This window comes from Pseudomonas sp. MWU349 (assembly GCF_017947325.1).
Classification (GTDB): Bacteria; Pseudomonadota; Gammaproteobacteria; order Pseudomonadales; family Pseudomonadaceae; genus Aquipseudomonas; species Aquipseudomonas protegens.
Genome location: NZ_JAFEVP010000001.1, coordinates 400,016 through 423,635 on the forward strand (window position 1 = coordinate 400,016; position 23,620 = coordinate 423,635).

Annotated in this window: 22 protein-coding genes; 10 read left to right on the plus strand and 12 right to left on the minus strand. The window is 65.9% G+C overall.

Annotation, left to right across the window (positions count from 1 at the left end; genetic code table 11):
* Positions 1 to 112: 112 nt before the first annotated feature.
* The 3 genes from KCG88_RS01775 (at position 113) to KCG88_RS01785 (ending at position 4,822) form a co-directional block, all read left to right on the plus strand.
* Positions 113 to 1,006, plus strand: coding sequence for a DMT family transporter (locus tag KCG88_RS01775; RefSeq protein WP_047287835.1), 894 nt, complete (start codon positions 113 to 115; stop codon positions 1,004 to 1,006).
* Between the two features lie 251 nt (positions 1,007 to 1,257).
* On the plus strand, positions 1,258 to 3,531 hold the full coding sequence (locus KCG88_RS01780) for an FdhF/YdeP family oxidoreductase (RefSeq protein ID WP_210711597.1): 2,274 nt from the start codon (positions 1,258 to 1,260) through the stop codon (positions 3,529 to 3,531).
* A gap of 316 nt (positions 3,532 to 3,847) precedes the next feature.
* Complete coding sequence (locus KCG88_RS01785; protein WP_210711598.1) at positions 3,848 to 4,822, plus strand: Dyp-type peroxidase; 975 nt, start codon at positions 3,848 to 3,850, stop codon at positions 4,820 to 4,822.
* 57 nt (positions 4,823 to 4,879) lie between these two features.
* Here KCG88_RS01785 and KCG88_RS01790 read toward each other — a convergent pair whose 3' ends face one another.
* The 5 genes from KCG88_RS01790 to KCG88_RS01805 form a co-directional block, all read right to left on the minus strand.
* The gene (locus KCG88_RS01790; RefSeq protein WP_080966972.1) at positions 4,880 to 5,035 is read right to left on the minus strand and encodes a DUF2474 domain-containing protein; all 156 of its coding nucleotides are present in this window, start codon (positions 5,033 to 5,035) and stop codon (positions 4,880 to 4,882) included.
* The gene (locus tag KCG88_RS31070) at positions 5,028 to 5,159 is read right to left on the minus strand and encodes a hypothetical protein (RefSeq protein WP_282598182.1); all 132 of its coding nucleotides are present in this window, start codon (positions 5,157 to 5,159) and stop codon (positions 5,028 to 5,030) included. The genes KCG88_RS01790 and KCG88_RS31070 overlap by 8 nt, the downstream gene beginning before the upstream one ends.
* Positions 5,146 to 6,162: a cytochrome d ubiquinol oxidase subunit II gene (gene cydB, locus KCG88_RS01795; RefSeq protein ID WP_210711599.1), complete on the minus strand. Its 1,017-nt coding sequence runs from the start codon at positions 6,160 to 6,162 to the stop codon at positions 5,146 to 5,148. The genes KCG88_RS31070 and cydB overlap by 14 nt, the downstream gene beginning before the upstream one ends.
* A 16-nt stretch (positions 6,163 to 6,178) precedes the next feature.
* Entirely contained in the window at positions 6,179 to 7,600 is a 1,422-nt protein-coding gene (locus tag KCG88_RS01800; RefSeq protein ID WP_210711600.1) for a cytochrome ubiquinol oxidase subunit I, read from the minus strand.
* 127 nt (positions 7,601 to 7,727) lie between these two features.
* Positions 7,728 to 10,052: an FdhF/YdeP family oxidoreductase gene (locus KCG88_RS01805; protein WP_210711601.1), complete on the minus strand. Its 2,325-nt coding sequence runs from the start codon at positions 10,050 to 10,052 to the stop codon at positions 7,728 to 7,730.
* A gap of 456 nt (positions 10,053 to 10,508) precedes the next feature.
* Between KCG88_RS01805 and moaA the strand changes: the two genes are divergently transcribed.
* Genes moaA through moaE form a run of 5 tightly spaced genes read left to right on the plus strand, consistent with a single transcriptional unit; the run spans position 10,509 to position 13,679 of the window.
* A complete protein-coding gene (moaA, locus tag KCG88_RS01810) occupies positions 10,509 to 11,507 on the plus strand; it encodes a GTP 3',8-cyclase MoaA (RefSeq protein WP_210711602.1) in 999 nt (332 codons plus the stop codon).
* Positions 11,508 to 11,552: 45 nt separating this feature from the next.
* Positions 11,553 to 12,452, plus strand: a complete 900-nt coding sequence (locus KCG88_RS01815) for a bestrophin family protein (protein ID WP_047337223.1) — start codon at positions 11,553 to 11,555, stop codon at positions 12,450 to 12,452.
* A 26-nt stretch (positions 12,453 to 12,478) separates the two neighbouring features.
* Positions 12,479 to 12,961, plus strand: coding sequence for a cyclic pyranopterin monophosphate synthase MoaC (moaC, locus tag KCG88_RS01820; RefSeq protein ID WP_047287818.1), 483 nt, complete (start codon positions 12,479 to 12,481; stop codon positions 12,959 to 12,961).
* Positions 12,958 to 13,209, plus strand: a complete 252-nt coding sequence (gene moaD / locus KCG88_RS01825; RefSeq protein WP_011062001.1) for a molybdopterin converting factor subunit 1 — start codon at positions 12,958 to 12,960, stop codon at positions 13,207 to 13,209. Before moaC ends, moaD begins: the two co-directional genes overlap by 4 nt.
* A 2-nt stretch (positions 13,210 to 13,211) precedes the next feature.
* A complete protein-coding gene (gene moaE / locus KCG88_RS01830; protein ID WP_210711603.1) occupies positions 13,212 to 13,679 on the plus strand; it encodes a molybdopterin synthase catalytic subunit MoaE in 468 nt (155 codons plus the stop codon).
* 72 nt (positions 13,680 to 13,751) lie between these two features.
* Here the strand turns inward: moaE and fdhD are convergent, their stop codons facing one another.
* From fdhD to mobA, 3 genes are all read right to left on the minus strand, one after another.
* Entirely contained in the window at positions 13,752 to 14,579 is an 828-nt protein-coding gene (gene fdhD / locus KCG88_RS01835) for a formate dehydrogenase accessory sulfurtransferase FdhD (protein ID WP_011061999.1), read from the minus strand.
* 58 nt (positions 14,580 to 14,637) lie between these two features.
* Positions 14,638 to 15,528, minus strand: coding sequence for a LysR family transcriptional regulator (locus KCG88_RS01840; RefSeq protein WP_047287814.1), 891 nt, complete (start codon positions 15,526 to 15,528; stop codon positions 14,638 to 14,640).
* A gap of 110 nt (positions 15,529 to 15,638) precedes the next feature.
* Positions 15,639 to 16,253 carry a molybdenum cofactor guanylyltransferase MobA gene (mobA, locus tag KCG88_RS01845; RefSeq protein ID WP_210711604.1) on the minus strand — a complete coding sequence of 205 codons (615 nt, stop codon included), beginning with the start codon at positions 16,251 to 16,253 and terminating at the stop codon, positions 15,639 to 15,641.
* A gap of 226 nt (positions 16,254 to 16,479) precedes the next feature.
* On the opposite strand from mobA, the gene moaB reads away from it, so the two are divergent.
* Together moaB and glp are read left to right on the plus strand one after the other, a co-directional pair.
* Positions 16,480 to 17,019, plus strand: coding sequence for a molybdenum cofactor biosynthesis protein B (gene moaB / locus KCG88_RS01850; protein ID WP_011061996.1), 540 nt, complete (start codon positions 16,480 to 16,482; stop codon positions 17,017 to 17,019).
* Positions 17,016 to 18,221 carry a gephyrin-like molybdotransferase Glp gene (gene glp, locus KCG88_RS01855; protein ID WP_047287809.1) on the plus strand — a complete coding sequence of 402 codons (1,206 nt, stop codon included), beginning with the start codon at positions 17,016 to 17,018 and terminating at the stop codon, positions 18,219 to 18,221. The genes moaB and glp overlap by 4 nt, the downstream gene beginning before the upstream one ends.
* Here the strand turns inward: glp and KCG88_RS01860 are convergent.
* From KCG88_RS01860 to KCG88_RS01875, 4 genes are all read right to left on the minus strand, one after another.
* Positions 18,218 to 19,261 (minus strand): FUSC family protein, encoded by a 1,044-nt coding sequence (locus KCG88_RS01860; RefSeq protein ID WP_047287807.1) that lies wholly within the window; start codon positions 19,259 to 19,261, stop codon positions 18,218 to 18,220. The genes glp and KCG88_RS01860 overlap by 4 nt on opposite strands.
* A 107-nt stretch (positions 19,262 to 19,368) precedes the next feature.
* Positions 19,369 to 20,994, minus strand: a complete 1,626-nt coding sequence (locus tag KCG88_RS01865; RefSeq protein ID WP_047287806.1) for an NADP-dependent glyceraldehyde-3-phosphate dehydrogenase — start codon at positions 20,992 to 20,994, stop codon at positions 19,369 to 19,371.
* A 183-nt stretch (positions 20,995 to 21,177) separates the two neighbouring features.
* Positions 21,178 to 22,215 carry an AraC family transcriptional regulator gene (locus tag KCG88_RS01870; RefSeq protein WP_210711605.1) on the minus strand — a complete coding sequence of 346 codons (1,038 nt, stop codon included), beginning with the start codon at positions 22,213 to 22,215 and terminating at the stop codon, positions 21,178 to 21,180.
* A gap of 9 nt (positions 22,216 to 22,224) precedes the next feature.
* Entirely contained in the window at positions 22,225 to 23,139 is a 915-nt protein-coding gene (locus KCG88_RS01875; protein WP_011061991.1) for a GGDEF domain-containing protein, read from the minus strand.
* Positions 23,140 to 23,620 lie beyond the last annotated feature (481 nt).

The following is a 23,620-nucleotide window of genomic DNA, read 5'->3' on the forward strand; positions in this document are numbered from 1 at the left end:
GGGCTCTTTGGCCTTGATAAAAAAGGTCTGAATCGATTCTAGCCCAGGTTTTGATCTGGCGATGGGCTCTGCTGGCTAGGCATAATTTGCCCACTTGCAAAGGAGCCTGATGATGGATGCACTAACCCGACGCGGATCATTGGAAATGACCGCTGCCATGCTGATTTCCGGAACCATTGGCTGGTTCGTCCTGGTGTCCGGGCAACCGGTGCTGGATGTGGTGTTCTGGCGGTGCCTGTTCGGCGCCGGGACCTTGCTGCTGATTTGTGGAGCTTTCGGCTTTTTGCGTAAGAACATTCTGAGCAAGCGCGCCTTGATCCTCGCGGTGCTCAGTGGCGTGGCCATTGTCGGCAACTGGGTGCTGCTGTTCGGTTCCTACTCCCGGGCTTCGATCGCCATCGGCACCGCGGTGTACAACGTTCAGCCGTTCATCCTGGTGGCCCTTGGGGCCTTGTTCCTGGGAGAGAAGATCACCCCGCAGAAGCTGTTCTGGCTGGGCCTGTCGTTCGCCGGAATGCTGGCCATCGTCAGTGCCCATGGCAGCCAGGGCGAGGAGGGTGGCGACTACCTGTTGGGCATTGCCCTGGCCCTGGGCGCGGCGGCGCTGTACGCCTTTGCCGCGCTGCTGATCAAGCGCCTGAGCGGCACGCCGCCGCACCTGATCGCCCTGATCCAGGTCTGCACCGGGGTGCTGTTGCTGGCGCCCTGGGCCAACCTCGGCGCGCCACCCCAGCAGGCCAGCGCCTGGGCCAGCCTGCTGACCCTGGGCATTCTCCATACCGGGGTGATGTACGTGCTGCTGTACGGGGCGATCCAGAAACTGCCGACGGCCCTGACCGGCGCCTTGTCGTTCATCTACCCGATTGCGGCGATCCTGGTCGACTGGGTGGCTTTCGGGCACCGCCTGGGGCTGCTGCAATGGGTGGGCGTGGGGGCGATCCTGCTGGCCGCGGCCGGCATGCAGCAGGGCTGGACCCTCAAGCGCCGGCGCAGCGTTTTGCAGTAGGCGCTGCGGGTTCTGGCGGGGGCCTGCAATAGGCTCCCACGGGCCTGACCGGGGCCCTGGCATGGGCCCTGTACCGGTCAGCGCCTGGCCTTGACAGGCCAACCCGCAGGGCTAGATTTTAGCCTGCGCTGAAGCTTTTCCAGCGCACTTGCCCCCTGATCCAGGCCCTCGGGCATCCTGCCCTGGCGCGCCTCGGTCACCCGCAACCACCGGTTCGCGTCGTGCAGCGCCGGGCCGGCCCTGGAGCGCCCATGAGTACTCGACGCAAGGTTCCCGGAATCCGCAACTACGACGCTCCCGCCGGTGGCTGGGGCGCGCTCAAGGCCACTGCCACCGCGGTGCGCGAGCAGATGGACACCCTCAAGGCGCCGCTGACCCTGATGCGCACCAACCAGCCCGACGGCTTCGACTGCCCGGGCTGCGCCTGGCCGGACAAGGAGCACAAGTCGACCTTCCAGTTCTGTGAAAACGGCGCCAAGGCGGTGACCTGGGAGGCCACCAACAAGCGGGTAACCCCGGCGTTCTTCGCCCAGCATCCGGTGACCTCATTGCTGCAGCGTTCGGACTACGAGCTCGAAGACCTCGGGCGCCTCACCGAGCCCCTGGTCTACGACCGCGCCAGCGACACCTTCAAGCCTGTGGCCTGGCAGGACGCCTTTGCCCGCATTGGCGAGATCCTACGCAGCCTGCAACCCGAGCAGGTGGAGTTCTACACCTCCGGCCGCGCGTCCAACGAAGCGGCCTACCTGTACCAGCTGTTCGCCCGGGAATACGGCTGCAACAACTTTCCCGACTGCTCGAACATGTGCCACGAGCCCACCAGCGTCGGCCTGCCGCGGTCCATTGGCATCGGCAAGGGCACGGTGTCGCTGGAGGACTTCGACCTCTGCGAGCTGATCATCTCCATTGGCCACAACCCCGGCACCAACCACCCGCGGATGATGGGCACCCTGCATGAAGCTTCGCGGCGCAAGGTGCCGATCATGGTCTTCAACCCGTTGCGCGAGCGCGCCCTGGAGCGTTTCGCCGATCCGCAGAACATGGTGGAGATGGCCACCTACGGCTCCACCCGCATCGCCTCGTCGTACTTCCAGGTCAAGGCCGGCGGCGACGCGGCGGCGATCAAGGGCATCATGAAGGCGCTGCTGGCCCTGGAGGACAGCCTGGGGCAGGTCCTGGACCAGGCATTCATCGCCGAGCACACCCAGGGCTTCGAGGCCCTGGCGGCGGACCTGCATGCCACTGCCTGGGCAGACATCGAACAGGCCAGCGGCCTGCACCAGGCGGACCTGGAAATGGTCGCGGCGGCCTATGCCAAGTCCAACGCCACCATCGTCACCTACGGCATGGGTGTCACCCAGCACAACGAAGGCACGGCCAATGTCCGGCTGATCTGCGACCTGCTGATGCTGCGGGGCAACCTGGGCAAGCCGGGGGCGGGGATCTGCCCGTTGCGCGGCCACTCCAACGTGCAGGGCAACCGCACCGTGGGCATTACCGAAAAGCCTTCCCCGGCCTTTCTCGACAAGCTGCAGCAGACCTTCGGCTTCACCCCGCCGGCGCAACACGGCCACGATGCGGTGCAAGCCATGCAGGCGATGATCGCCGGCAGCGCCAAGGCCCTGCTGTGCCTGGGGGGCAACTTTGCCGTGGCCCTGCCGGACCCGGGCCAGTGCTTCCCGGCCATGGGCAAGCTGGACCTGAGCGTGCACATCGCCACCAAGCTCAACCGCAGCCACCTGCTGGTTGCCCGGGAAACCTTCCTCTTTCCCTGCCTGGGCCGTACCGAGCTGGATATGCAGGACGGCCTGCGTCAGGCGATCACCGTCGAAGACTCGATGTCCATGGTGCACGCCTCGGCCGGCAAGCTGGCACCGGCCTCCGAGTTTTTGCTGTCGGAACCGGCGATAGTCGCCGGCATGGCCCGGGCCACCTTGCCGGGCAGCCGCGTGCCCTGGCTGGAGCTGGTGGCCGACTACGACAAGATCCGCGACCTGATCGAACAGACCGTGCCCGGCTTTGACGACTACAACGCCCGCATTCGCGTGCCGGGTGGTTTCCGCATGCCCCTGGCGGCAGCCGAGCGGCAGTGGCTGACGCCCTCGGGCAAGGCCGAATTCTTCGTCTTTCCCGGGCTGCATGAGGACAAGGAAGTGGACGGCGCCGATGTGCTGCGGCTGATCACCCTGCGCAGCCACGACCAGTACAACACCACCATCTACGCCCTGGACGACCGCTATCGCGGGGTGTTCGGCCGCCGCGACGTACTGTTCATCAGCCCGGCGGACCTGGCCGCCCGAGGCCTGGCCCATGGCGACCTGGTGGACATCGAAACGGTGATCGGCGGGCGCCGGCTGCGCTACGAGAAGATCACCGCCATCGAATACAAGATCGCCAATGGCACGGTGGGCGCCTACTACCCCGAAGCCAACCGCCTGGTGCCCCTGGACTACCTGGACGTGGACAGCGGCACACCGTCCTACAAATCGGTGCCGGTGCGGGTGTTGCGCTCAAGCCCCGCTTGAACGGAGCCACAGCGCCTCGCGACTCGTGCAGCCGCTGCCGCAGGCTGCGCACGGTCGCGTAGCGGCCGCAGCGATCCGGAAAACGCTGATGCCCGGCGGGAGATCGCCAAGCAAGGCCCGGCGGTCCTTTGCGTAGCCTCGCCGGCTCGGCAGCGGCTACAGGGTCGTGCGCTGTGCAAGGCTAGAGGTGCTTGATGGCCCGGGGATTCGGTGAATGGGAGGGCGGCGTCTTCCAGGGGGAGCAATCTCCCTGGCCACGGTCACAATCTGCTATTTTCCTGTCGGTGTTTTCCGACCGCAGCCTGTGGAACCCATAATGACCCAGCCGTCCTCCCTGGCCGAGCGCAAGCCCGAGCCCCAAGCCATCTGCAATCCCATCACCCGTAGCGCGATCTTCATCGTCGCCACCCTGGCGCCCGGCGCCGCTGCCGCGCAAACCGTGCGCGACTGGTGCGCCGATATCGCCGCCTTGACCCGCTCGGTGGGCAAGCGCGTCCCGGGGGGCAATCTGTCCTGTGTCTGCGGTTTTGGTTCCAGCGCCTGGGACCGCCTGTTCGGCGGCCCGCGCCCGGCGTCGCTGCACCCGTTCATCGAGGTGGGCGTGGAGGGGCGCCGCGCACCATCGACTCCCGGCGACCTGCTGCTGCACATCCGTGCCGAACAGATGGACCTGTGCTTCGAGTTGGCCACGCAGTTACTCAAGCCCCTGGGGGATTCGATCAAGGTGGTGGACGAGGTCCAGGGCTTCCGCTATTTCGACATGCGCAGCATGGTCGGTTTCGTCGACGGCACCGAGAACCCGGAAGGCCGCGAGGCGGTGGATTTCACCCTGGTGGGGGACGAGGATCCGCAGTTCTGCAATGGCAGCTACGTGCTGGTGCAGAAGTACCTGCACAACATGACCGCCTGGAACGAACTGACGGTGGAGGCCCAGGAGCGCATCATCGGCCGCACCAAAGTATCGGATATCGAACTCGACGATGCAGTGAAACCCAGCTGCTCCCACAGCTCCCTGACCACCCTGGAAGAGAACGGCGAGGAGGTGAAGATCCTGCGCGACAACATGCCGTTCGGCCGCCCGGGCGCCGGGGAATTCGGCACCTACTTCATCGGCTACGCCCGCTCGCCACGGCCGGTGGAGCAGATGCTGGAGAACATGTTCGTCGGCCGCCCTGCAGGCAACTACGATCGCCTGCTGGACTTCAGCACCGCGGTCACTGGCGGGCTGTTCTTCGTGCCCTCCGCCGACCTGCTGGAAGACCTGGCCGAGCGCGCGCCCACCGGCCTGTAGGCGCAAAAAAACCGGCCCGCTATGGCGGGCCGGGGTTGCAGGCGTTATGGCCCCTGCTCAGTGGCTGTGCATGCCGGCGGCCTGCATCAGCAGCCGCAACACGCCGGCCACCAGCCCCAGGCCCACCACACTGGCCAGCCAGATACCCGCCATCCACAGCAACCGCTGCCAGGTGGATGCCGGCCGTGGCGGCCGCGTCGTTAGCCTATCCATGCGCCAGCTCCAGCATCAGTGCGCCGCTGCAGGCGAGCATCAGCAGTGCGCCGATGACCAGCAGGCTCAGTTGCGCCACAGCCTTGTGCCAGGGCAGGGGTGTTGCTCGATCAATGGTAGCCATCGCCAATCCTCACTTTGCCGCGGAACACGTAGTAGCTCCAGCAGGTGTACATCAGGATGACCGGCAGGATGAACAGGGTGCCGATCAGGATGAACAGCTGGCTGGACAGCGGTGAAGCCGCCTCCCACAGGCTGATGGACGGCGGCACGATGTTCGGCCAGATGCTGAACGCCAGGCCGATGTAGCCGAGGAACACCAGCACCAGGGTGAACACGAACGGCCAGTGGGAATGGTGCTGGCGCAAAGTGCCCAGGAGCCCGCACAGTGCCGCCAGCCCCAGCACCAGCAGGGCGCCGAAGATCACCAGGTGGGCATGGCTGAACCAGCGGTTGGCGATCTCCGGGTGCAGCAGCGCGGTCCACACGCAGAGCACCGCCACCACCGCGGTCAGCGCGAACGCCAGGGGCCGGGTGTAGTGGCGCATGCGCGCTTCCAGCATGCCTTCGGTCTTGACCAGCAGCCAGGTGCTGCCCAGCAGCGCATAGGCCACGATCAGCCCCAGGCCGCAGAACAGCGGGAAGGGCGCCAGCCAGTCCAGGGTACCGCCGGCGAACTGCCGATCGACCACCGGGATGCCGCTGATATAGGTGCCGATCACGATGCCCTGGCACAGGGTCGCCAGCAGCGAGCCGCCGATGAACGCCCAATCCCAGATGTGCCGTTTCTCGGGGCTGGCCTTGAAGCGGAACTCGAAGGCCACGCCGCGGAAGATCAGCCCTGCAAGCATGAAGATCAGCGGCAGGTACAGGGCCTCCAGGATCACCGAATAGGCCAGGGGAAAGGCGCCGTACAGCGCCGCGCCACCGAGGATCAGCCAGGTCTCGTTACCGTCCCACACCGGGGCCACGGTGTTCATCATCACGTCCCGCTCCCGGGCATCGGGGATCAGCGGAAAGAGGATCCCCAGCCCCAGGTCGAAGCCGTCCATGATCACGTACATCATCACCCCGAAGGCGATGATCACGCCCCAGATCAATGACAGGTCTATGCCTTGAATCGTCATGTTGGTTGCCCTTGTTTCAGAGGTGGTGGTCGCCGGTGGCGAAGGTCTCGGGGATGGCCGACAGCGGCCGGCGCGGAGTCGGCTCCTGGCCGGGCGCAGTGCTGGGCGGATGCTCGTGGTGGGGCTGCGGGCCCTTGCGTACCAGCTTCATCATGTAGCCGATGCCCACGGCGAACACCGAGAAGTAGATCACCACGAACAGCGCCAGGGAGATGCTCAGTTGCGCCACGCTGTGGTTGGAGGCGGCGTCGCTGGTGCGCAGCAGGCCGTACACCACCCAGGGCTGGCGCCCGACTTCGGTGGTGATCCAGCCCGCCAGCAGGGCGATCAGGCCGCTGGGGCCCATCCACAGCACCAGGCGCAGGAACAGGTGGTTGCGGTACAGCCCGCCGTTACGCCGCAACAGCAGGCCCAGCACCCCGGTGAGGATCATCAACATGCCCAGGCCGGCCATGATGCGGAAGCTGAAGAACACGATGGCCGAGTTGGGCCGGTCTTCCTTGGGGAAGCTCTTGAGCGCCGGGATCTGCTTATCCAGGCTGTGGGTCAGGATCAGGCTGCCCAGGTAGGGCACTTCCACGGCGTAGTCGGTTTTCTCGCCGTCCATGTTGGGAATGCCGAACAGCACCAGGGGCGAGGGTTCGCTGCCGTGGTTTTCCCAGTGGCCTTCGATGGCAGCGATCTTCGCCGACTGGTGCTCCAGGGTGTTCAGGCCATGGGCGTCACCGACCACCGCCTGGATTGGTGCCACGATCAGCGCCATCCACAGCGCCATCGACAGCATCTTGCGCACCGGCGGCGTGTCGTTGCCCCGCAGCAGGTGCCAGGCGGCGCTCGATCCGACGAAGAACGCCGTGGCGACGAATGCGGCAATCGCCATGTGCATCAGGCGCAAGGGGAAGGACGGGTTGAAGACGATCGCCAGCCAGTCCATGGGCATGATCCGCCCATCGACGATGGAGAAGCCCTGGGGCGTCTGCATCCAGCTGTTGGAGGCGAGGATCCAGAAGGTCGAGATCAGGGTGCCGATGGCCACCATCACCGTGGCGAAAAAGTGCAGCCCGCGGCCGACCCGGTTCCAGCCGAACAGCATGACCCCGAGAAAGCCCGCTTCGAGGAAGAACGCGGTCAGCACTTCATAGGTCAGCAGAGGGCCGGTGATACTCCCGGCGAAGTCCGAGAAGCGGCTCCAGTTGGTGCCGAACTCGTAGGCCATGACCAGCCCGGAAACCACACCCATGCCGAAGTTGACGGCGAAGATCTTCGACCAGAAGTGGTACAGGTCCTTGTAGGTGCTGTTGTGGGTCTTGAGCCACAGCCCTTCGAGCACCGCCAGGAAACTGGCCAGGCCGATGGTGATGGCGGGAAAGATGATGTGGAACGAGACCGTGAACGCGAACTGGATGCGCGCCAGGTCGAGTGCCTGTAGATGAAACATGACGAAACCCTCGTAATGGCTGGGGGCCCGCGCAGGCGCCGGCCACCGCCGTGAACCCGGGTTCGCGGCGTACGGCAAAAGGCTGCGCGGGGCAGGCTGGAGCGGCGCCTTGGCCGCTCCGGCCGGGTCAAACGCCGACGGACTGGATCAGGTTGCTGGCCGCCGCCGGCTCCAGGCGGATGGCGATGAACTTGGAGGTCGGCGTGTAGGTGCGCTCGCCGTAGCTTTCCAGGGGCACCAGGGGGTTGGTCTCCGGGTAGTAGGCGGCCGACTGGCCGGCGGGAATGTCGTAGGCGATCAGGGTGAAACCGCTGACCCGGCGTTCCCGGCCGTCATCCCACAGCGACACGATGTCGACCTTCTGCCCCGGCTCGTAGCCCAGCCGGCGGATGTCGTCCTCGTTGGCGAACAGCACCTCGCGCATGCCGTAGACCCCGCGATAGCGGTCGTCCAGGCCATACAGGGTGGTGTTGTACTGGTCGTGGGAGCGCATGGTCTGCAGGATCAGGTCGGGCTTGACCTTGAGCTTGCGCACCCCGGCGCTGACCAGGTGTTCCGGCAGCTCGCTGGGGATGAACCGCGCCTTGCCGGTGGCGGTGTTCCAGCGCCGCTGGCTGGCGTCGTTGCCCAGGTGGAAGCCGCCGGGGTTGAGCAGCTTGAGGTTGAAGTCGGCAAAACCGGGGATGGTGTCGGCGATCAGGTCGCGGATGCGCCCGTAGTCTTCGATCGCCCACAGCCAGTCGATGGGGTGCTGGCCCAGGGTGGCGTTGGCGATGCCAGCGATGATCGCCGGTTCCGAACGCAGGTGCGGCGACTTGGGTTTGAGCTGGCCGTGGGAGATATGCACCATGCTGAAGGTGTCTTCCACGGTGATGCCTTGCGGGCCGTTGGCCTGGATGTCGATATCGGTGCGGCCCAGGCACGGCAGGATCAGCGCCTCGTGCCCGGTCACCAGGTGGCTGCGGTTGAGCTTGGTGGCGATGTGCACGGTGAGCTCGCAGTTGCGCAGGGCCGCGTGGGTGCGCGGGGTGTCCGGGGTGGCTTGGGCAAAGTTGCCCCCCAGGCCGATAAACACTTTGGCCCGGCCCTGTTCCATGGCCGAGATCGCCATCACCGTGTTGTGCCCGTGCTCCCGGGGCGGCTTGAAGCCGAAGCGCGCCTCAAGGGCATCCAGCAGCTCGGTGGGCGCCAGTTCGTTGATGCCCATGGTGCGATCGCCCTGCACGTTGCTGTGGCCGCGCACCGGCGACAGGCCTGCGCCGGGACGGCCGATATTGCCCCGCAGCAACAGCACGTTGATCACTTCCTGGATGGTTGGCACCGAGTGGGTGTGCTGGGTCAGGCCCATGGCCCAGCACATGATGGTGCGCTTGGCCTTGCGGTACATGCGCGCGGCCAGCTCGATGTCGGCCAGGCTCAGGCCGGACTGCTCGACGATGTGGTTCCAGGAGGTGGCGTCCACTTCGGCCAGGTAGCTGTCCAGGCCGGAGGTGTGTTCGGCGATGAAGGCCCGGTCGAACACCGCTTCGCCATTGTTGGCCAGGGCCTCGCGCTCCCAGCGCAGGAGGAACTTGGCGATGCCGCGAAAGGCCGCCATGTCGCCGCCCAGGGCCGGGCGGAAGTAGGCCGAGGAGGTGGGCTCGGAGCCGTTGGTGAGCATCTCCAGCGGGTGCTGGGGGTGCTGGAAGCGTTCCAGGCCACGTTCCTTGAGCGGGTTGAAGCAGATCACCTGGGCCCCGCGTTTCACCGCCTCGCGCAGTGGCTCGAGCATCCGCGGGTGGTTGGTGCCGGGGTTCTGGCCGATGACGAAGATCGCGTCGGCCTGTTCCAGGTCATGGAACACCACCGTGCCCTTGCCCACGCCAACGCTTTCGAACATGCCCACGGCACTGGCCTCGTGGCACATGTTGGAGCAGTCCGGGAAGTTGTTGGTGCCATAGGCGCGCACGAACAGTTGGTACAGGTAGGCCGCCTCGTTGCTGGCCCGGCCGGAGGTGTAGAACTCCGCCTGGTTGGGCGAGTCCAGGCCCTTGAGGTGGCTGGCAATCAGCTCGAAGGCCTCGTCCCAGGTGGTTTCCACATAGCGGTCCTGGGTGGCGTCGTAGCGCATCGGGTGGGTCAGGCGGCCCTGGTACTCAAGCCAGTAGTCGCTCTGCGCGGCCAGGGCCGAGACCGTGTATTTGTTGAAGAAGGCCGGGTTCACCAGGCGCCCGGTGGCTTCCCAGTTGACCGCCTTGGCGCCGTTCTCGCAGAACTTGACCATGCCGTTTTCCGGTGACTCGCCCCAGGCGCAGCCGGGGCAGTCGAAGCCGCCGTTCTGGTTGGTCTTGAGCATGGCGCGGATGTTCTTGAAGGCGTTCTCGCTGCCCAGCCAGTTCCTGGTCACTGCGATCAGCGCCCCCCAACCGGCAGCGGCGCCCTTGTAGGGTTTGTATCGATCAACTTCGCTCATGATATTTCTCCAATACAGCGCACGCAGGCAACCGGCCGACATTGAATTGATGTCAGTGATTGTTTGACTGCACAGGCTAAATGCGGTTGTTGTGAACTTGTTTGAGTTCGGTATTGCTTATTGGCGTGGAGTAACTTTCAGGGCTCGTTATGTGGGCCACGAATAAAGCCTATTCGTCACCCGTGACAGCTGTCTAATCGCAATTAATGACCGGCTGATCGAAAGCCTCTATCACCGTTAAAAATCTATATATATCAAATAGTTATTTTCTTGATTCGGTCTTTGTCGGAAGCGATTTGAGGAACGATAGATTGTATTGATCAGCCAGTTGTTAATAGCGATTGGACGGGGCTTTTAATGGCTTTTAATCTTGCCGCCAATAACGCCTTCTGCATGTGTTTGCGTGGAAGAACTTCAACTAATCGCGATGGATTGCCACCGTCGAAAGAGGCTCGGATGTCAGATCAGGTATTGCTCGATGGCTTCGCTCGGCGGGTCGACTATCTGCGCATGTCGGTGACCGACCGCTGCGATTTCCGCTGTGTGTATTGCATGGCCGAGGACATGCAGTTCCTGCCGCGCCAACGCATTCTTACCCTGGAAGAGCTGTACCAGCTGGCCGAACGTTTCGTGGCCCTGGGCACCCGCAAGGTCCGCCTCACTGGCGGCGAGCCGCTGATCCGCCCCGGGGTGGTCCAGCTGTGCCGGGGCATTGCCCGGCTGCCCGGGCTGCGGGAGCTGTGCATGACCACCAACGGCTCGCAACTGGGCAAGCTGGCCGCGCCGCTGTTCGACGCCGGGGTCAAGCGCCTGAACATCAGCCTCGACAGCCTGGACCCGACCCTGTTTCGCCAGCTGACCCGCACCGGCGAGCTGGGCCAGGTGGTTGCCGGCATCGACGCGGCGATTGCCGCCGGTTTTGAGCGCACCAAGCTCAACTGCGTGGTGATGAAGGGGCGCAACGACCGGCAGATCAACGAGCTGGTGGCCTTTGCCATCGACCGCGGCCTGGACATCTCCTTTATCGAGGAAATGCCCCTGGGCACCATCAGCGAACACAGCCGCAGCGATGCGTTCTTTTCCAGTGCCCGGGTTCGCGAGCGGATCGCCGAGCGCTACACCCTGATCGAGTCCGCCGAGTCGACCCAGGGCCCGTCGCGCTACTGGCGCCTGGCCGAGGCGCCGCACATCCGCCTGGGGTTCATCTCGCCCCACAGCCACAACTTCTGCGGCACCTGCAACCGCGTGCGCCTGACCGTCGAAGGCCGCTTGCTGCTGTGCCTGGGCAACGAGCACTCGGTGGACCTCAAGACCGTGCTGCGGGCTCACCCCGGCGATACCGGGCGCCTGCAGCGGGCCATAGTCGAGGCGATGAAACTCAAGCCCTACAGCCATCACTTCGAACTCAACGACGAGGTGCAGGTGGTGCGCTTCATGAACATGACCGGCGGCTGAACCGCTGCTCATCACGGCTTTTCATTGTGCAAAGGTTCTACCCCGATGATCGTCAGATCCAAACCCAACCTGATCAGCGTGCTGATTTCCCTCAAGGGGTCGATTGCCAAGCGCATCGCCCTGCGCAGCCTGCTGGTGACCCTGCTGGCCTCGGCCATCGTGCTGATCGAGACCTTGCACCCGGCGTATTTCTCCAAGGTCAACGCCACCCCGTTCACCTTGCTCGGCCTGTCGCTGTCGATCTTCATGAGCTTTCGCAACAACGCCTGCTACGACCGCTGGTATGAAGCGCGCAAGGCCCTGGGCACGGTGGTGACCGAGGTGCGCTCGATGATCCGCGAAACCCAGGTGCTTGAAGATGCCCGGGCGCGCAGCGCGATCCTGCGTGACCTGTGCGGTTTCGCCCATGCCCTCAAGGCCCGGCTGCGCCGCGAAGATGAACTGAGCGCTGCCGAAACCTGGCTCAGCCAGTTGCCGCCGGCAAGCACCAGCAACCTGCCGGACAGCCTGCTGCGCCAGATCGCGCGCCAGTGTTCGGACCAGGCCCAGGCGGGGCGGCTCAGCGAATGGCGCTACCTGCTGCTGGCCAATCAACTGGCGGCCATCACCGGCGCGCAATCCACCTGCGAGCGGATCAAGGCCACGCCGCTGCCGTTTCCCTACACGTTGCTGCTGCACCGCACCAGCTACATGTTCTGCATCCTCCTGCCCTTTGCCATGGCCGAGCCCCTGGGCTGGCTGACGCCGATCTTCACCGCCATCGTCAGCTACACCTTCTTCGGCCTGGACGCCATAGGCGACGAGCTGGAAGACCCCTTCGGCCACGATGAGAACGACCTGCCGCTGAGCGCCATCGTGCGCAACATCGAGCGCGAGATTCTCGAAGCCCTGGGGGCCACCGAACTGCCGCCGGCGCTGGAGCCGGTGGACTATGTCCTGAGCTGATCCACTGTTGTTATCCGAGGTTGCACATGAATGAACTCACTCACCTGGACGACCAGGGCCGGGCCAGCATGGTGGATGTCACCTGCAAGGCCGCTACCGAGCGCGAGGCCCAGGCTCGGGCCTGGGTACGCATGCTCCCGGCCACCCTGCAACTGATCCAGGACCAGGGCCATCCCAAGGGCGATGTGTTCGCCGTGGCGCGCATCGCCGGAATCATGGCGGCAAAGAAGACCCACGAACTGATCCCCCTGTGCCACCCGTTGCTGCTCACCGGGGTCCACATCGAACTGCAGGCACTGCCGCCGGACCGGGTGCAGATCACCAGCTGCTGCCGGCTCAACGGCGCCACCGGGGTCGAGCTGGAAGCCATGACCGCCGCCAGCGTGGCGGCGCTGACGATCTATGACATGTGCAAGGCGGTGGACCGCGCCATGGTCATTGAAGGGCTGCACCTGCTGAAGAAGCAGGGCGGCAAGTCCGGCACCTTTATCGCAGGACAGGCCCGATGATTCTGGTCAACTACTTTGCCCGCTACCGTGAGCAACTGGGCTGCGGTGGCGAGAAACTGCCCCTGGATGCCAGCCTGCGCACCGTCGAGGACCTGCGCCAGCGGCTGATGGCCCGGGGTGAAACCTGGGCCCAGGTGCTGGGGGAGAACAGCTTGATGTGCGCGCTGAACCAGGAACTGTGCAAGCTCGATGCGGCCATCGAGGACTTCGATGAAATCGCCTTCTTTCCGCAAGTGACCGGGGGCTGAGCATGAGCATCCAGGTGCAGACCCAGGCGTTGAGCCTCGACCAGTTGAATGCCGGCTTGCAGGCCGGCGACGCCAGCGTCGGCGGCGTCGGCGGCGTGGTGACCTTTGTCGGTTATGTGCGCGATCTCAACCTGGGGGAGGCGGTGCACAGCCTGTTTCTTGAACACTACCCGGGCATGACCGAGCGCTCGCTGCAGCGCATCGTGGAGCAGGCCCAGGCGCGCTGGCCGCTGAACCGGGTGAGCCTGGTGCACCGGGTGGGGTTGCTGCAGGTGGGTGAGCCCATCGTCTTTGTCGGGGTGGCCAGCGCCCATCGCCAAGCGGCCTTCGAGGCTTGCGCCTTCATCATGGATTACCTCAAGACCCGCGCGCCGTTCTGGAAGCGCGAAGTCACCCCGAGCGGCGAGCGCTGGATCGACGGTCGCGAGAGCGACCGGCAGGCGGCCGAACGTTGGGGTGCAGAGCGTTGAGCTTATGCCGCTGACAGAGGCTTGAGGGAAGGGGGCAACCACGCCGGATGCATGTCATCCGGCGTGGTGCATTTACACCGGGCTGTAGATCCGTGGGGCGTTGCGGTGGGGGACGTGGATCAGGTTCAGGCGATGCTTGTTGGCCCATTGCACGGTCAGCGCGGTCGGCGCCGAGAGGCTGACCAGGGTGCCGAGGCGGGCGCGCACGGCCTTGTGGATCAGCTCCAGGCTGCAACGGCTGGTGACCACGGTGAAGCCCTGGCGGCCATCGATCCCGGCCTGCAGCAGCGCGCCAATCAGCTTGTCCAGGGCGTTGTGGCGGCCGATGTCTTCCTGGCACAGGCGCACCTCGCCCTGTTCGTCGAAGTACAGCGCCGCATGCAGGGCGCCGCTGCTGCGGGCCATGTGCTGGGCCTGTTCGATGCGCTCGCGCAGGCCCTGTAGGTGTTCGGCAGGTGGCAGGGCCGCGGGTTCGAGGATCTGCAGTTGCGGCAGCGCCTGTTCCAGGGCCTCCACTCCGCACAGGCCACAGCCGCTGGTGCCGGCCATTTGCCGGCGATGGTCCTTGAGGGCCCAGAACGCCCGGCTGGAAATTTCCACGTCGGCCTGGCAGGCCTGGGGGAAGTGGCTGAGGCGGATGTCGTAGATTTCGCCGAGGTCATTGACGATGTCGTTGGTGATGCTGAAGCCGCGAATGAAGTCTTCCAGGTTGCCCGGAGACACCATCATCACCGCCTGGCTCAGGCCGTTGTAGGTGATCGCCAGGGCGATCTCGGCGGCCAGCGGCGCCTCGGCCATCGGGCCGTCGGCGCTGTACTCGCGATAGGCCACCCGCTGCGGCGCCGGCGCCGGCGCATTGGCCTCGGGTTGTTGCTCCGTTTGTTCGATCCGGCACACCATGACCACACCTCGTTGCATTCGATTTGCCCAGGGCCATGGGCGGCCCTGGGGCATTGGTTCACTCTTTGATCGCAAACAGCTTCTTGGCTTCGGCGAAGCACTTTTCGGCAATCGCCGAGCGCGGCTCGGTCTTGCGCATCACCAGCCCCAGTGGCGCCAGCACGCTGGCGTCCGGCAGTTGGATAAAGGCCAGGTTCTCGATGGGCGAATCCAGGCCGCTGTCCAGGGGCATGATCGAACAGCAGAAGCCTTCGTGGATCGCCTGGAACAGCTGGTAGGTGGAGTCGCTTTCCAGGATCGGTTGCGGGTTCAGGCCGCGGCTGCGAAAGCTCAGGTCGATGGACTTGCGATAGTGCATGCCGGTGCTGAGCATGCCCAGCGGCAGTTCGGCGGCGTCCTCCCAGCTCATCTCAGTGCCTTGGAAATGAAAGTGCCGGGTGTCGTAGAGCAGGCCGACCCGGGTCTCGCCGATCTCGAAGAAGTCCAGGTAGTTGGGGTTGACGTGGTCCAGGTAGCAGACCCCCAGGTCCAACTGGTTGTTGCCGATGTCCTCGATGATCCGGTCGGAGCTCATGGACGACAGGCTGAACTGCAGTTCCGGGAAACTCGACGATAGCTGTTGCACGTAGCTGATGGGGTTGAAGCCGCTCAGCGGTACCAACCCCAGGCGCAGCTTGCCCACCAGTTGCCCGCGGCAGGCGGCCGCTTCGGCGAACAGCCCGTCATGGGCTGCCAGCAGGGTTTTGGCCCAGGCCAGCACCCGCTCGCCGGCTTCGGTGAAGCCTTCGAAGCGCTGGCCACGGGTGACCAGGATCAGGTCCAGTTCATCCTCAAGATTGCGCAGGCGCATGGACAGGGTCGGCTGGGTGATATGGCAGCGCGCGGCGGCCTGGCCAAAGTGCCGGGTCTGCTCCAGGGCGATCAGAAACTTGAGTTGCTTGATGTCCACGGTGGCACCTGTTGTGGGAAAAATCGAGTTCAGTAATAACGCAGGTGTTGCGCCCATGAAAAGGCCTGGGGGCCTTGTCCGGTGGCGCCCTTGGGCACCTCCGGCGGTGTTCAGGCCAGGGGCTTGGGGCCTGCTTCAGACAGTAGTTCAGGGGTATTGAAGTTGCTCAGCCGCGGATCGTCCGCAGCGCAGGGCACGGGCCTCAGCCCATGGGCGGCCAGGGCCCGCAGCAGGCTGCGCTCGCCGTTGTCCCAGGCCTGGCGCAGGTCGCCCAGCAGCGCCGTGGGGATCAGGCTGAACATGGGTTGCCATTGCCCGGCCTGCTGCACCATCACCGGCCTGGCGTCGTTGCCGCGAGCATCCAGCAGGGCCTGGATCAGCGCCGCGTCGATCTGCGGCGCATCGCAGGCCAGCACCAGCAGCCAGGGGTGGCGGGCTGTCGCGAGGCCGGCCAGGACTCCAGCCAGGGGCCCGGGGAAATCCTTCTGCCCATCCTCCACCAAGCGGTCGGCATAGGCCCGGTAGCGCTCGGCGTTGCGGTTGCAGGAAATGATCAGGTCATCGCTCAAGGGCCGCACCACCGCCTGCACATGGGCAATCAGCGGCTGGCCGCGCCAGGCCACCAGGCCCTTGTCCTGGCCGCCCATGCGCGAGCCGCGGCCACCGGCCAGCAGCAGGATCGAGCAGGGCAGGGAACAGGTGGGGGCGGGCTGGGTCGGGGTCATGGCGGGATGCATATCAAGTTGGTGGCGCAAACGATGGCATTGTCCTTCGGGTACGTCCAATCGGAAGTGTTGAATGGCCGATTGACGGGCTTTATCGGCCCCCTGGCAGGGCCCCGCAGGATGATAGAGCGCATCGATAATCCGGTCAGTCAGAACGATTAGACAGCCGCGTTGGCGGGCCTTTAGCCTGGGTTCATGATTTTTAGCCTGCCGGTTGGAGAATGACATGAGCGTGAAGTCGGATGCGTTGTTTGTACCCTTGAACATTGCCGTGCTGACGGTCAGCGATACCCGGGAGTATGCCACTGACACCTCCGGGCAACTGCTGGTCAGCCGCCTGCTGGAGGCCGGCCACAGCCTGGCCGAGCGCAACCTGCTCAAGGATGACCTGTACAAGATCCGCGCCCAGGTGGCGGCCTGGATCGCCGACGAGCGCATTCAGGTGGTGCTGATCACCGGTGGTACCGGCTTTACCGGCCGCGACAGCACCCCGGAAGCCGTGGGCTGCCTGCTGGACAAGCACATCGACGGTTTCGGCGAGCTGTTTCGCGCCATCTCGATTCTCGATATCGGCACCTCCACGGTACAGAGCCGGGCCCTGGCCGGGCTGGCCAACGGCACCCTGGTGTGCTGCCTGCCGGGTTCCACCGGGGCCTGCCGCACCGCCTGGGAAGGCATCCTCGCCGAGCAGCTGGATGCCCGCCACCGGCCATGCAATTTCGTGCCGCACCTCAAGCCGGTGCAGGCCTGCGAGAGCCGGGGATGAGCCAGAGCCCACTGATGCCGGTGGAAGAGGCACTGGCCAGCCTGCTGGCCATGGCCGACGCCCAGCGCCTGGTACAGAGCGAAACCCTGGCCGTGGATCAGGCCCGGCAACGGGTGCTGGCCACCGACCTGGTGGCGACCCTGGACCTGCCGCCCTGGCCCAACAGCGCCATGGACGGCTACGCCCTGAACCTGCAGCACTGGGACGGTGCACCGTTGCCGGTATCGCAGACCGTGTTCGCCGGGCAGCCCGGTGCGCCCCTGCAACCCGGCAGCTGTGCGCGTATCTTCACCGGCGCCCCGGTGCCCGAAGGCGCCGACTGCGTCGAGATGCAAGAGAACGTCGAGCTGCTGGAAGACGGCCGGGTGCGTTTTACCCAGGCCCTGAAAACGGGGCAGAACATTCGCCCCCAGGGCCAGGAGAACCGCGCCGGCGAGGTGTTGCTGCAGGCCGGCAAGCGCCTCGGCCCCTTCGAACTGGCGGTGGCCGCCGCCCAGGGCTGCACCGAGTTGCAGGTGGTGCGCCGCCCGCGCGTGGCGCTGCTGTCCACCGGCGATGAATTGCTGGAGCCGGGCACCCCCATGCGCCCCGGCTGCATCTACAACAGCAACCGGACCCTGCTCAGGCACTGGCTGGACGCCCTGGGCTGCGAGGTGATCGACGCCGGGATCCTGCCCGACCAGCCGCAGCACACCCGGCTCAGGCTGGAGCAGCTGCAGCATGGCGCGGACCTGATCCTGACCACCGGCGGCGTTTCCGCCGGGGATGCCGACTGCCTCGGGCAGGTGCTCAGGGACAGTGGCCGGCCGCTGTTCTGGAAACTCGCCATCAAGCCCGGCAAGCCCCTGACCGTGGGTTACTTCGGCCAGGTGCCGGTGATCGGCCTGCCGGGCAACCCGGCCTCGGCGCTGGTGACCTTCGGCCTGTTGGCCCGGGCCTACCTGCTGCGGCTGCAGGGGGTACAGGAGGTGGCGCCGCTGAGCGTCGAAGTGCCTGTGGCCTTCGCTTGGCCCAAGGCCGGCAAGCGCCGCGAGTACCTGCGGGCGCGCCTGGAGAACGGCCGCGCCGTGCTCTATCCGAACCAGAGTTCCGGGGTGTTGCTGGGGGCTTCCTGGGCCGATGGCCTGGTGGAAATCGTCGAGGGCCGGACCTTGCAGGCAGGGGATCGGGCGCCCTTCATTGCTTTCAGCGAGCTGTTCTAGATCTTCCAGTGCCGGGCGCTCTTGGCCAGGCGCTGGTGCATCTCGCCGAGGGTCGCGGCCAGTTGCCGGGTCAGCAGCCGGTAACCATCCAGGGCCGAATACACCGGGGCCTCCAGAGCGTTTTCAGGGTGGCTTTCCACGGATTTCTCCAGGCGCTGGGTGACCCCCGATTGCAGCGCCCGGGCCATGCCGATCAGTTGCACGCGGATCTGCCGGTGCTCGGCCTTGAGCGCCAGTTGCATCTGCGCCATGGCCTGCGGGTCGCTGGCATCGGGGCGGGTGTTGCCGAGGATCTCCAGGGTGCTGATGCACATGCGCAGGTTGCGCTGGATGGCGTCCAGCTCGGTCATGGAAATCCGTACTTCCTTGGACACCGAAGGCATCAGCGAACGCAGTTGCAGCATGGCGCTGTTGACCCGGCCCAGGAGCTTGAGGTGCTCGTCGTCGGTCACCGACTGGCCCTGGATGATCCGCCCGTACAACTGCGCGCAGTCGCGCAGGGCGCTGGCCAGGTTGTAGCGCCAGGAGTACACCGCATACAGCGGAATGGCGAAGGAAAACGCCAGGGCCAGGGCAATGCCGATGAGGATGTCCACCGCGCGCCACAGGCCGTCGCTGACCTGGTTGTCGCCGTGGCCGGCGACGATGAACACGGTGATCGCCGCCAGCAGCGCGGTGTAGCCGCCCTTGCCGATGGCGTGATAGGAAAAGTAGCCGCACACCACCGACATGCCCAGGTAGGTCAGCCAGGGCTGGCCCAAGTAGGCCTGCTGCACCACCAGCACCAGCCCGACCCCGGCGCCCACCAGGGTGCCGATGGCCCGTTCCGCGGCTTTCTTGCCGATGTTGCCGTGGTGCTGCAGGCCGCCGATCACCACCAGCATGGTCACCGAGGCCCACTCGCCGTGGGGCAGGTTGAGGCCGGTGGTCAGGAGGATGGTGGCGATCAGGCCGAGGGCGACCCGCACCGCGTGGATCAGCCGGGCGTGACGGTAGCGCCGGTACGGGTCGAGCACGGGACGCAGCAGGCGGCGCAGCAAGGGGGGCAGGGTGATGCCCCGCAGGTGTTTGAACGGGCCCAGATCGGTTCCTCCGGTTGGTGGCTGGGGCCGGGTGTTCGCGCCAGGGCGAACGCTCGGGGGCTCCCTCAGAAAATGTAGTCGGTGGTCAGGAAACTCGACTCGCGATTACGGATGATGTCGCTGATCAGCTGCTTGTTGCGCTCCTGGAACTTGGTCGCCACCAGGGTGCGGATCGAGAAGGTGCGCAGCGCGTCATGTACCGACAACGTGCCCTCGGCGGAGTTCTTGCGGCCGTTGAAGGGGAAGGTGTCCGGGCCGCGCTGGCACTGGGCGTTGATATTGATCCGCCCGACCTGGTTGGCGAAGGCGTCCACCAGCCGGCCGATCTCGGCCGGGTCGCTGCCGAACAGGCTCAGTTGCTGGCCGAAGTCCGATTCCAGGACATAGTCGATCACGGTGTCCAGGTCGCGGTAGGGCACGATGGGCACCACCGGGCCGAACTGCTCCTCGTGGTAGACGCGCATCTGCGGGGTCACCGGGTACAGCACCGCCGGATAGAAGAACGAAGCCCGGGCCTCGCCGCCGTGGGCGTTCACCACCTGGGCGCCGTGGGCCTGGGCGTCGGCCACCAGGGCGTGCAGGTAGTCGACCTTGGTGTTCTCCGGCAGCGGCGTCAGGGCCACCCCCGGTTCCCAGGGCATGCCCGGCTTGAGGGCCTGCAGCTTGGCATTGAACTGCTCGATGAAGCGTTCCACCACGGCTTCGTGGACGAACAGGATCTTCAGCGCCGTGCAGCGCTGGCCGTTGAACGACAGCGAACCGGTGAGGGCTTCGCTGACCGCGTTGTCCAGGTCGGCATCGGGCAGCACGATCCCCGGGTTCTTCGCGTCCAGGCCCAGGGCCGCGCGCAGGCGGTGGGGCTTGGGGTGGAGTTTCTTCAGGTCGCTGGCGGCCTTGTTGGTGCCGATGAAGGCAAAGATGTCGATCTTGCCGCTGGCCATCAGCGCGCTGACGGTCTCGCGGCCGCTGCCGTAGATGACGTTGATCACCCCGGCCGGGAAGCTGTCGCGAAAGGCTTCGAGCAGCGGGCGGATCAGCAGCACGCCGAGCTTGGCCGGCTTGAACACCACGGTGTTGCCCATGATCAGCGCCGGGATCAGGGTGGTGAAGGTTTCGTTCAGCGGGTAGTTGTAGGGGCCCATGCACAGGGCCACGCCCAGGGGCACGCGGCGGATCTGGCCGAGGGTGTCCTGTTCCAGTTCGAAGCGGCTGGAGCGCCGGTCCAGTTCCTTCAGCGCGCCGATGGTGTCGACGATGTAGTCGCAGGTGCGATCGAACTCTTTCTCCGAGTCCTTGAGGTTCTTGCCGATTTCCCACATCAGCAGCTTGACCACCGCCGTGCGCTGCTCGCGCATGCGCGCCAGGAAGGCTTCCACGTGCTGGATGCGTTCGGCCACGCGCATCGTTGGCCAGGCGCCCTGGCCGCGATCGTAGGCGCGCACCGCGGCGTCCAGGGCGGTGAGGGCGGTGTCGGCGTCCAGCAGCGGGGTGCTGCCGAGAATCACCTGGGTATCGCCGTCGGCGCCGCTCAGGTAGATCGGGCTGCGGACCTGGGCCAGGGGGCCGTCCCAGGTGCGCAGTTCACCGTCCACCAGGTAGTCGCGCTGCTCCACCGGGTCGGGCAGGCGAAAGGCTTCGGGGATGTCGGCGGCGGCAGGAAACAGGTGGCTCAAGAGATTGGCTGTGGTCATGACTCTACCCCGTGTTGGAAATGGCTCCGGCGCGGTGACAGCGACGGCATCGCTCCATGGTTTATACGCCTTAATGGCCCGGCGCTTTAGCGCTTTTTCCACCGGGCGCCCGAGCGCGACGGCCCGCGGCGCCCCTGTGCGGGCCCGCGGCGCGTCAGCGGTCGTGGTTCGAGATTAAACGTTTCAGCTGCTGCCCAGCAACTGCCGGATCAAGCTCGGGGTGCTGCCGGTCCAGCGCTTGAATGAGCGGCGGAAGTTGGCCGGGTCATTGAAGTTCAGGTACTCGGCCACCGCCTCGTTGCTCCAGCCCTTGATCTGGTACAGGTACAGGGCCACGTGCTTGTGCACCTGGTCCACCTGTTGCTGGTAGCCGCTGTGGTGCTTGCTCAGCTTGCGCTTGAGGGTGGCCGGGCTCATGGCGAAATCCTGGGCCGCTTGCTCCAGGCTCGGGGTGTGGCGTACCCGGGTTTTCAGGTAGCGGTACAGGGTGTCGAGGAAACTGCTGGCAAACCCCAACTGGCGCAGGTGCTCGCCGGCCTCCAGGCGCGCTACCTGGCCGGCGGTAGCCGAGGCCCCGGGCCAGGGCCGGGTCAGGTATTGCCGGGGGATGCGCATCAGGTCCAGGGGCCGCTGGAACTGGGTCTGTTCCCCCAGGTGCACCCAGTACTGCTCGACGTAGCGCGGCTCGCTGTGGCTGAAGCTGCATTCCCAGGGCAGGCGCTGGCCGGCCAGCCACTGACTCATGGCCACCAGCGAGGTCATGCTGGCTTCCAGGAGGAACCGCCAGTGCTCGCCGGCGCCGCAGCTGTCCAGCCAGTAGCAGTAGGCGTGATGCTCATCCAGCACCAGGCGCGGGCTGGCCAGGGGGCTGAGCAGCGCCTGCTGCTGCACCAGGGCGTCCAGGGCCTGGTGCAGGTTCTGCGCATGGCGCAGGGCATGGCTGGCGGCGCCGTAATGCCCGGGCAGCAGGCGCTGGCCAAACAGGAAACTGCTGTCGTCGGCATCCAGCAGGCGCCGGCCGTTGCCGATCAGCGCCAGGAACTGCTGTGGGCTGAGGCGGGTCTGGCCGGCCAGGATGTCCTCGTGGAACAGCCCGGTGCCGCGCAGCAGGCGGTGGCTGTCGATGTCCCGGGACAGCACCAGGTCGATCAGCGCCGCCGGTTGATAGTGCCCGGGGATAAACCGCGTATCGGCTTCGTACCAGTGGGTCTTCACGGTCATGACGGCGCCTCAGGCGGTTTTCGCCAGGGGCTGCTTGGCCCGGGCCAGGGCCAGGTTGAGGCGCTTGAGCAGCCCCTCCGGGGTTTCTTCCAGGGCCATCACCACCGCGGTGCTGGCCGCCAGGTGCAGGCGCTCGCCGTGCTGCCGGGTCTTGTGCGCCAGGCCCTGCACCGCCTGTTGCAGCTCCAGGGCCAGCAGCCGTGCCTGGCTTTCCCCGGTGTTGGGCAGCAGCACCACGAAGCGGTCGCCGGCCAGCCGGCACAGCAGGTCCTGGCGCCGCAGGTTGAGCAGCAGTACATGGCTCAGGGCCTGCAGCACCGCATCGCCTTCGGCGTGGCCATAGTCCTGGTTGATCGCGGCGAAGTGGTCCAGGTCCAGGGCCAGCAGCGACAGCGGCTGCTGCTGGCGGCGGCTGTCTTGCAGGCTGCTGGCCAGCTCGCGCTTGAGGTAGTCGGCGCCGGCCAGGGGCGTGAGCTTGTCGAACTGGCGATGTTCGCGAAACAGCCGTTCCTTCTTTTCCATCTGCGCGCTGATGGCCAGTTGTTCGCGGTGCCAGTGGTAGATGCCGATGGTCAGCAGGATCATGCCGATGGGCATCGGCCCGGACTCCAGCCAGTGGTCCCAGGTGATGCTGTCGGGCAGGCGGATGAACTCGTCGAGGCTGTCGATCCACCAGGAAAAGAAAATGCAGCTCAGGCCCAGGGCCAGGTAGTTGGTGACCCGCCCGGCGGGGCGGCTCTTGAGCACCAGCCCGAGCCAGACCAGGGCCAGGAGCGCCGAGCCGCCTTCGCCGATGATGTCCAGCCACTGCCACTCGCTGACCGATTTCAGGCTGCCGCAGGCCAGATGCAGCAGCAGCCCGGCATTGGCCGCCAGCAACAGTGCGGCGAGTTTCCAGCGGTGGGGTTTTAGCACGGAGAACATGGCCGCGATCCTTTTTGCCAGGAGTGAGAGGGCGCCAGCACAGCAGATGTTTGTGACAGTGGGGTGACGCCGGGGAAACCCGGCGTGAGGTCGAATCAGCTCACGGCGAACACGTTTTTTTTAGCCCGCAGGAGCCGGCTTGCCGGCGAAGAGGCCCGCAAGACCTGCGCCTGGCGGGGGATGGCTTTCGCGGGCAAGCCCGCTCCTACGGGGCGGCGGGTGCACCACGGATCTGTAGGAGCCGGCTTGCCGGCGAAGAGGCCCGCAAGACCTGCGCTCGACGGGGGATGGCTTTCGCGGGCAAGCCCGCTCCTACGGGGCGGGTGCACCACGGATCTGTAGGAGCCGGCTTGCCGGCGAAGGGGCCCGCAAGACCTGCGCCCGACGGGGGATGGCTTTCGCGGGCAAGCCCGCTCCTACGAGGCAGCGGGTGCACCGCGAATATGTAGGAGCCGGCTTGCCGGCGAAGAGGCCGGCAAGA

Bases quoted from the DNA above. Each gene is read 5' to 3' on its own strand.
- KCG88_RS01775 (WP_047287835.1), top strand. From the start codon at position 113: ATGGATGCACTAACCCGACGCGGATCATTGGAAATGACCGCTGCCATG.
- KCG88_RS01780 (WP_210711597.1), top strand. From the start codon at position 1,258: ATGAGTACTCGACGCAAGGTTCCCGGAATCCGCAACTACGACGCTCCC.
- KCG88_RS01785 (WP_210711598.1), top strand. From the start codon at position 3,848: ATGACCCAGCCGTCCTCCCTGGCCGAGCGCAAGCCCGAGCCCCAAGCC.
- KCG88_RS01790 (WP_080966972.1), bottom strand. From the start codon at position 5,035: ATGGATAGGCTAACGACGCGGCCGCCACGGCCGGCATCCACCTGGCAG.
- KCG88_RS31070 (WP_282598182.1), bottom strand. From the start codon at position 5,159: ATGGCTACCATTGATCGAGCAACACCCCTGCCCTGGCACAAGGCTGTG.
- cydB (WP_210711599.1), bottom strand. From the start codon at position 6,162: ATGACGATTCAAGGCATAGACCTGTCATTGATCTGGGGCGTGATCATC.
- KCG88_RS01800 (WP_210711600.1), bottom strand. From the start codon at position 7,600: ATGTTTCATCTACAGGCACTCGACCTGGCGCGCATCCAGTTCGCGTTC.
- KCG88_RS01805 (WP_210711601.1), bottom strand. From the start codon at position 10,052: ATGAGCGAAGTTGATCGATACAAACCCTACAAGGGCGCCGCTGCCGGT.
- moaA (WP_210711602.1), top strand. From the start codon at position 10,509: ATGTCAGATCAGGTATTGCTCGATGGCTTCGCTCGGCGGGTCGACTAT.
- KCG88_RS01815 (WP_047337223.1), top strand. From the start codon at position 11,553: ATGATCGTCAGATCCAAACCCAACCTGATCAGCGTGCTGATTTCCCTC.
- moaC (WP_047287818.1), top strand. From the start codon at position 12,479: ATGAATGAACTCACTCACCTGGACGACCAGGGCCGGGCCAGCATGGTG.
- moaD (WP_011062001.1), top strand. From the start codon at position 12,958: ATGATTCTGGTCAACTACTTTGCCCGCTACCGTGAGCAACTGGGCTGC.
- moaE (WP_210711603.1), top strand. From the start codon at position 13,212: ATGAGCATCCAGGTGCAGACCCAGGCGTTGAGCCTCGACCAGTTGAAT.
- fdhD (WP_011061999.1), bottom strand. From the start codon at position 14,579: ATGGTGTGCCGGATCGAACAAACGGAGCAACAACCCGAGGCCAATGCG.
- mobA (WP_210711604.1), bottom strand. From the start codon at position 16,253: ATGACCCCGACCCAGCCCGCCCCCACCTGTTCCCTGCCCTGCTCGATC.
- moaB (WP_011061996.1), top strand. From the start codon at position 16,480: ATGAGCGTGAAGTCGGATGCGTTGTTTGTACCCTTGAACATTGCCGTG.
- glp (WP_047287809.1), top strand. From the start codon at position 17,016: ATGAGCCAGAGCCCACTGATGCCGGTGGAAGAGGCACTGGCCAGCCTG.
- KCG88_RS01865 (WP_047287806.1), bottom strand. From the start codon at position 20,994: ATGACCACAGCCAATCTCTTGAGCCACCTGTTTCCTGCCGCCGCCGAC.
- KCG88_RS01870 (WP_210711605.1), bottom strand. From the start codon at position 22,215: ATGACCGTGAAGACCCACTGGTACGAAGCCGATACGCGGTTTATCCCC.
- KCG88_RS01875 (WP_011061991.1), bottom strand. From the start codon at position 23,139: ATGTTCTCCGTGCTAAAACCCCACCGCTGGAAACTCGCCGCACTGTTG.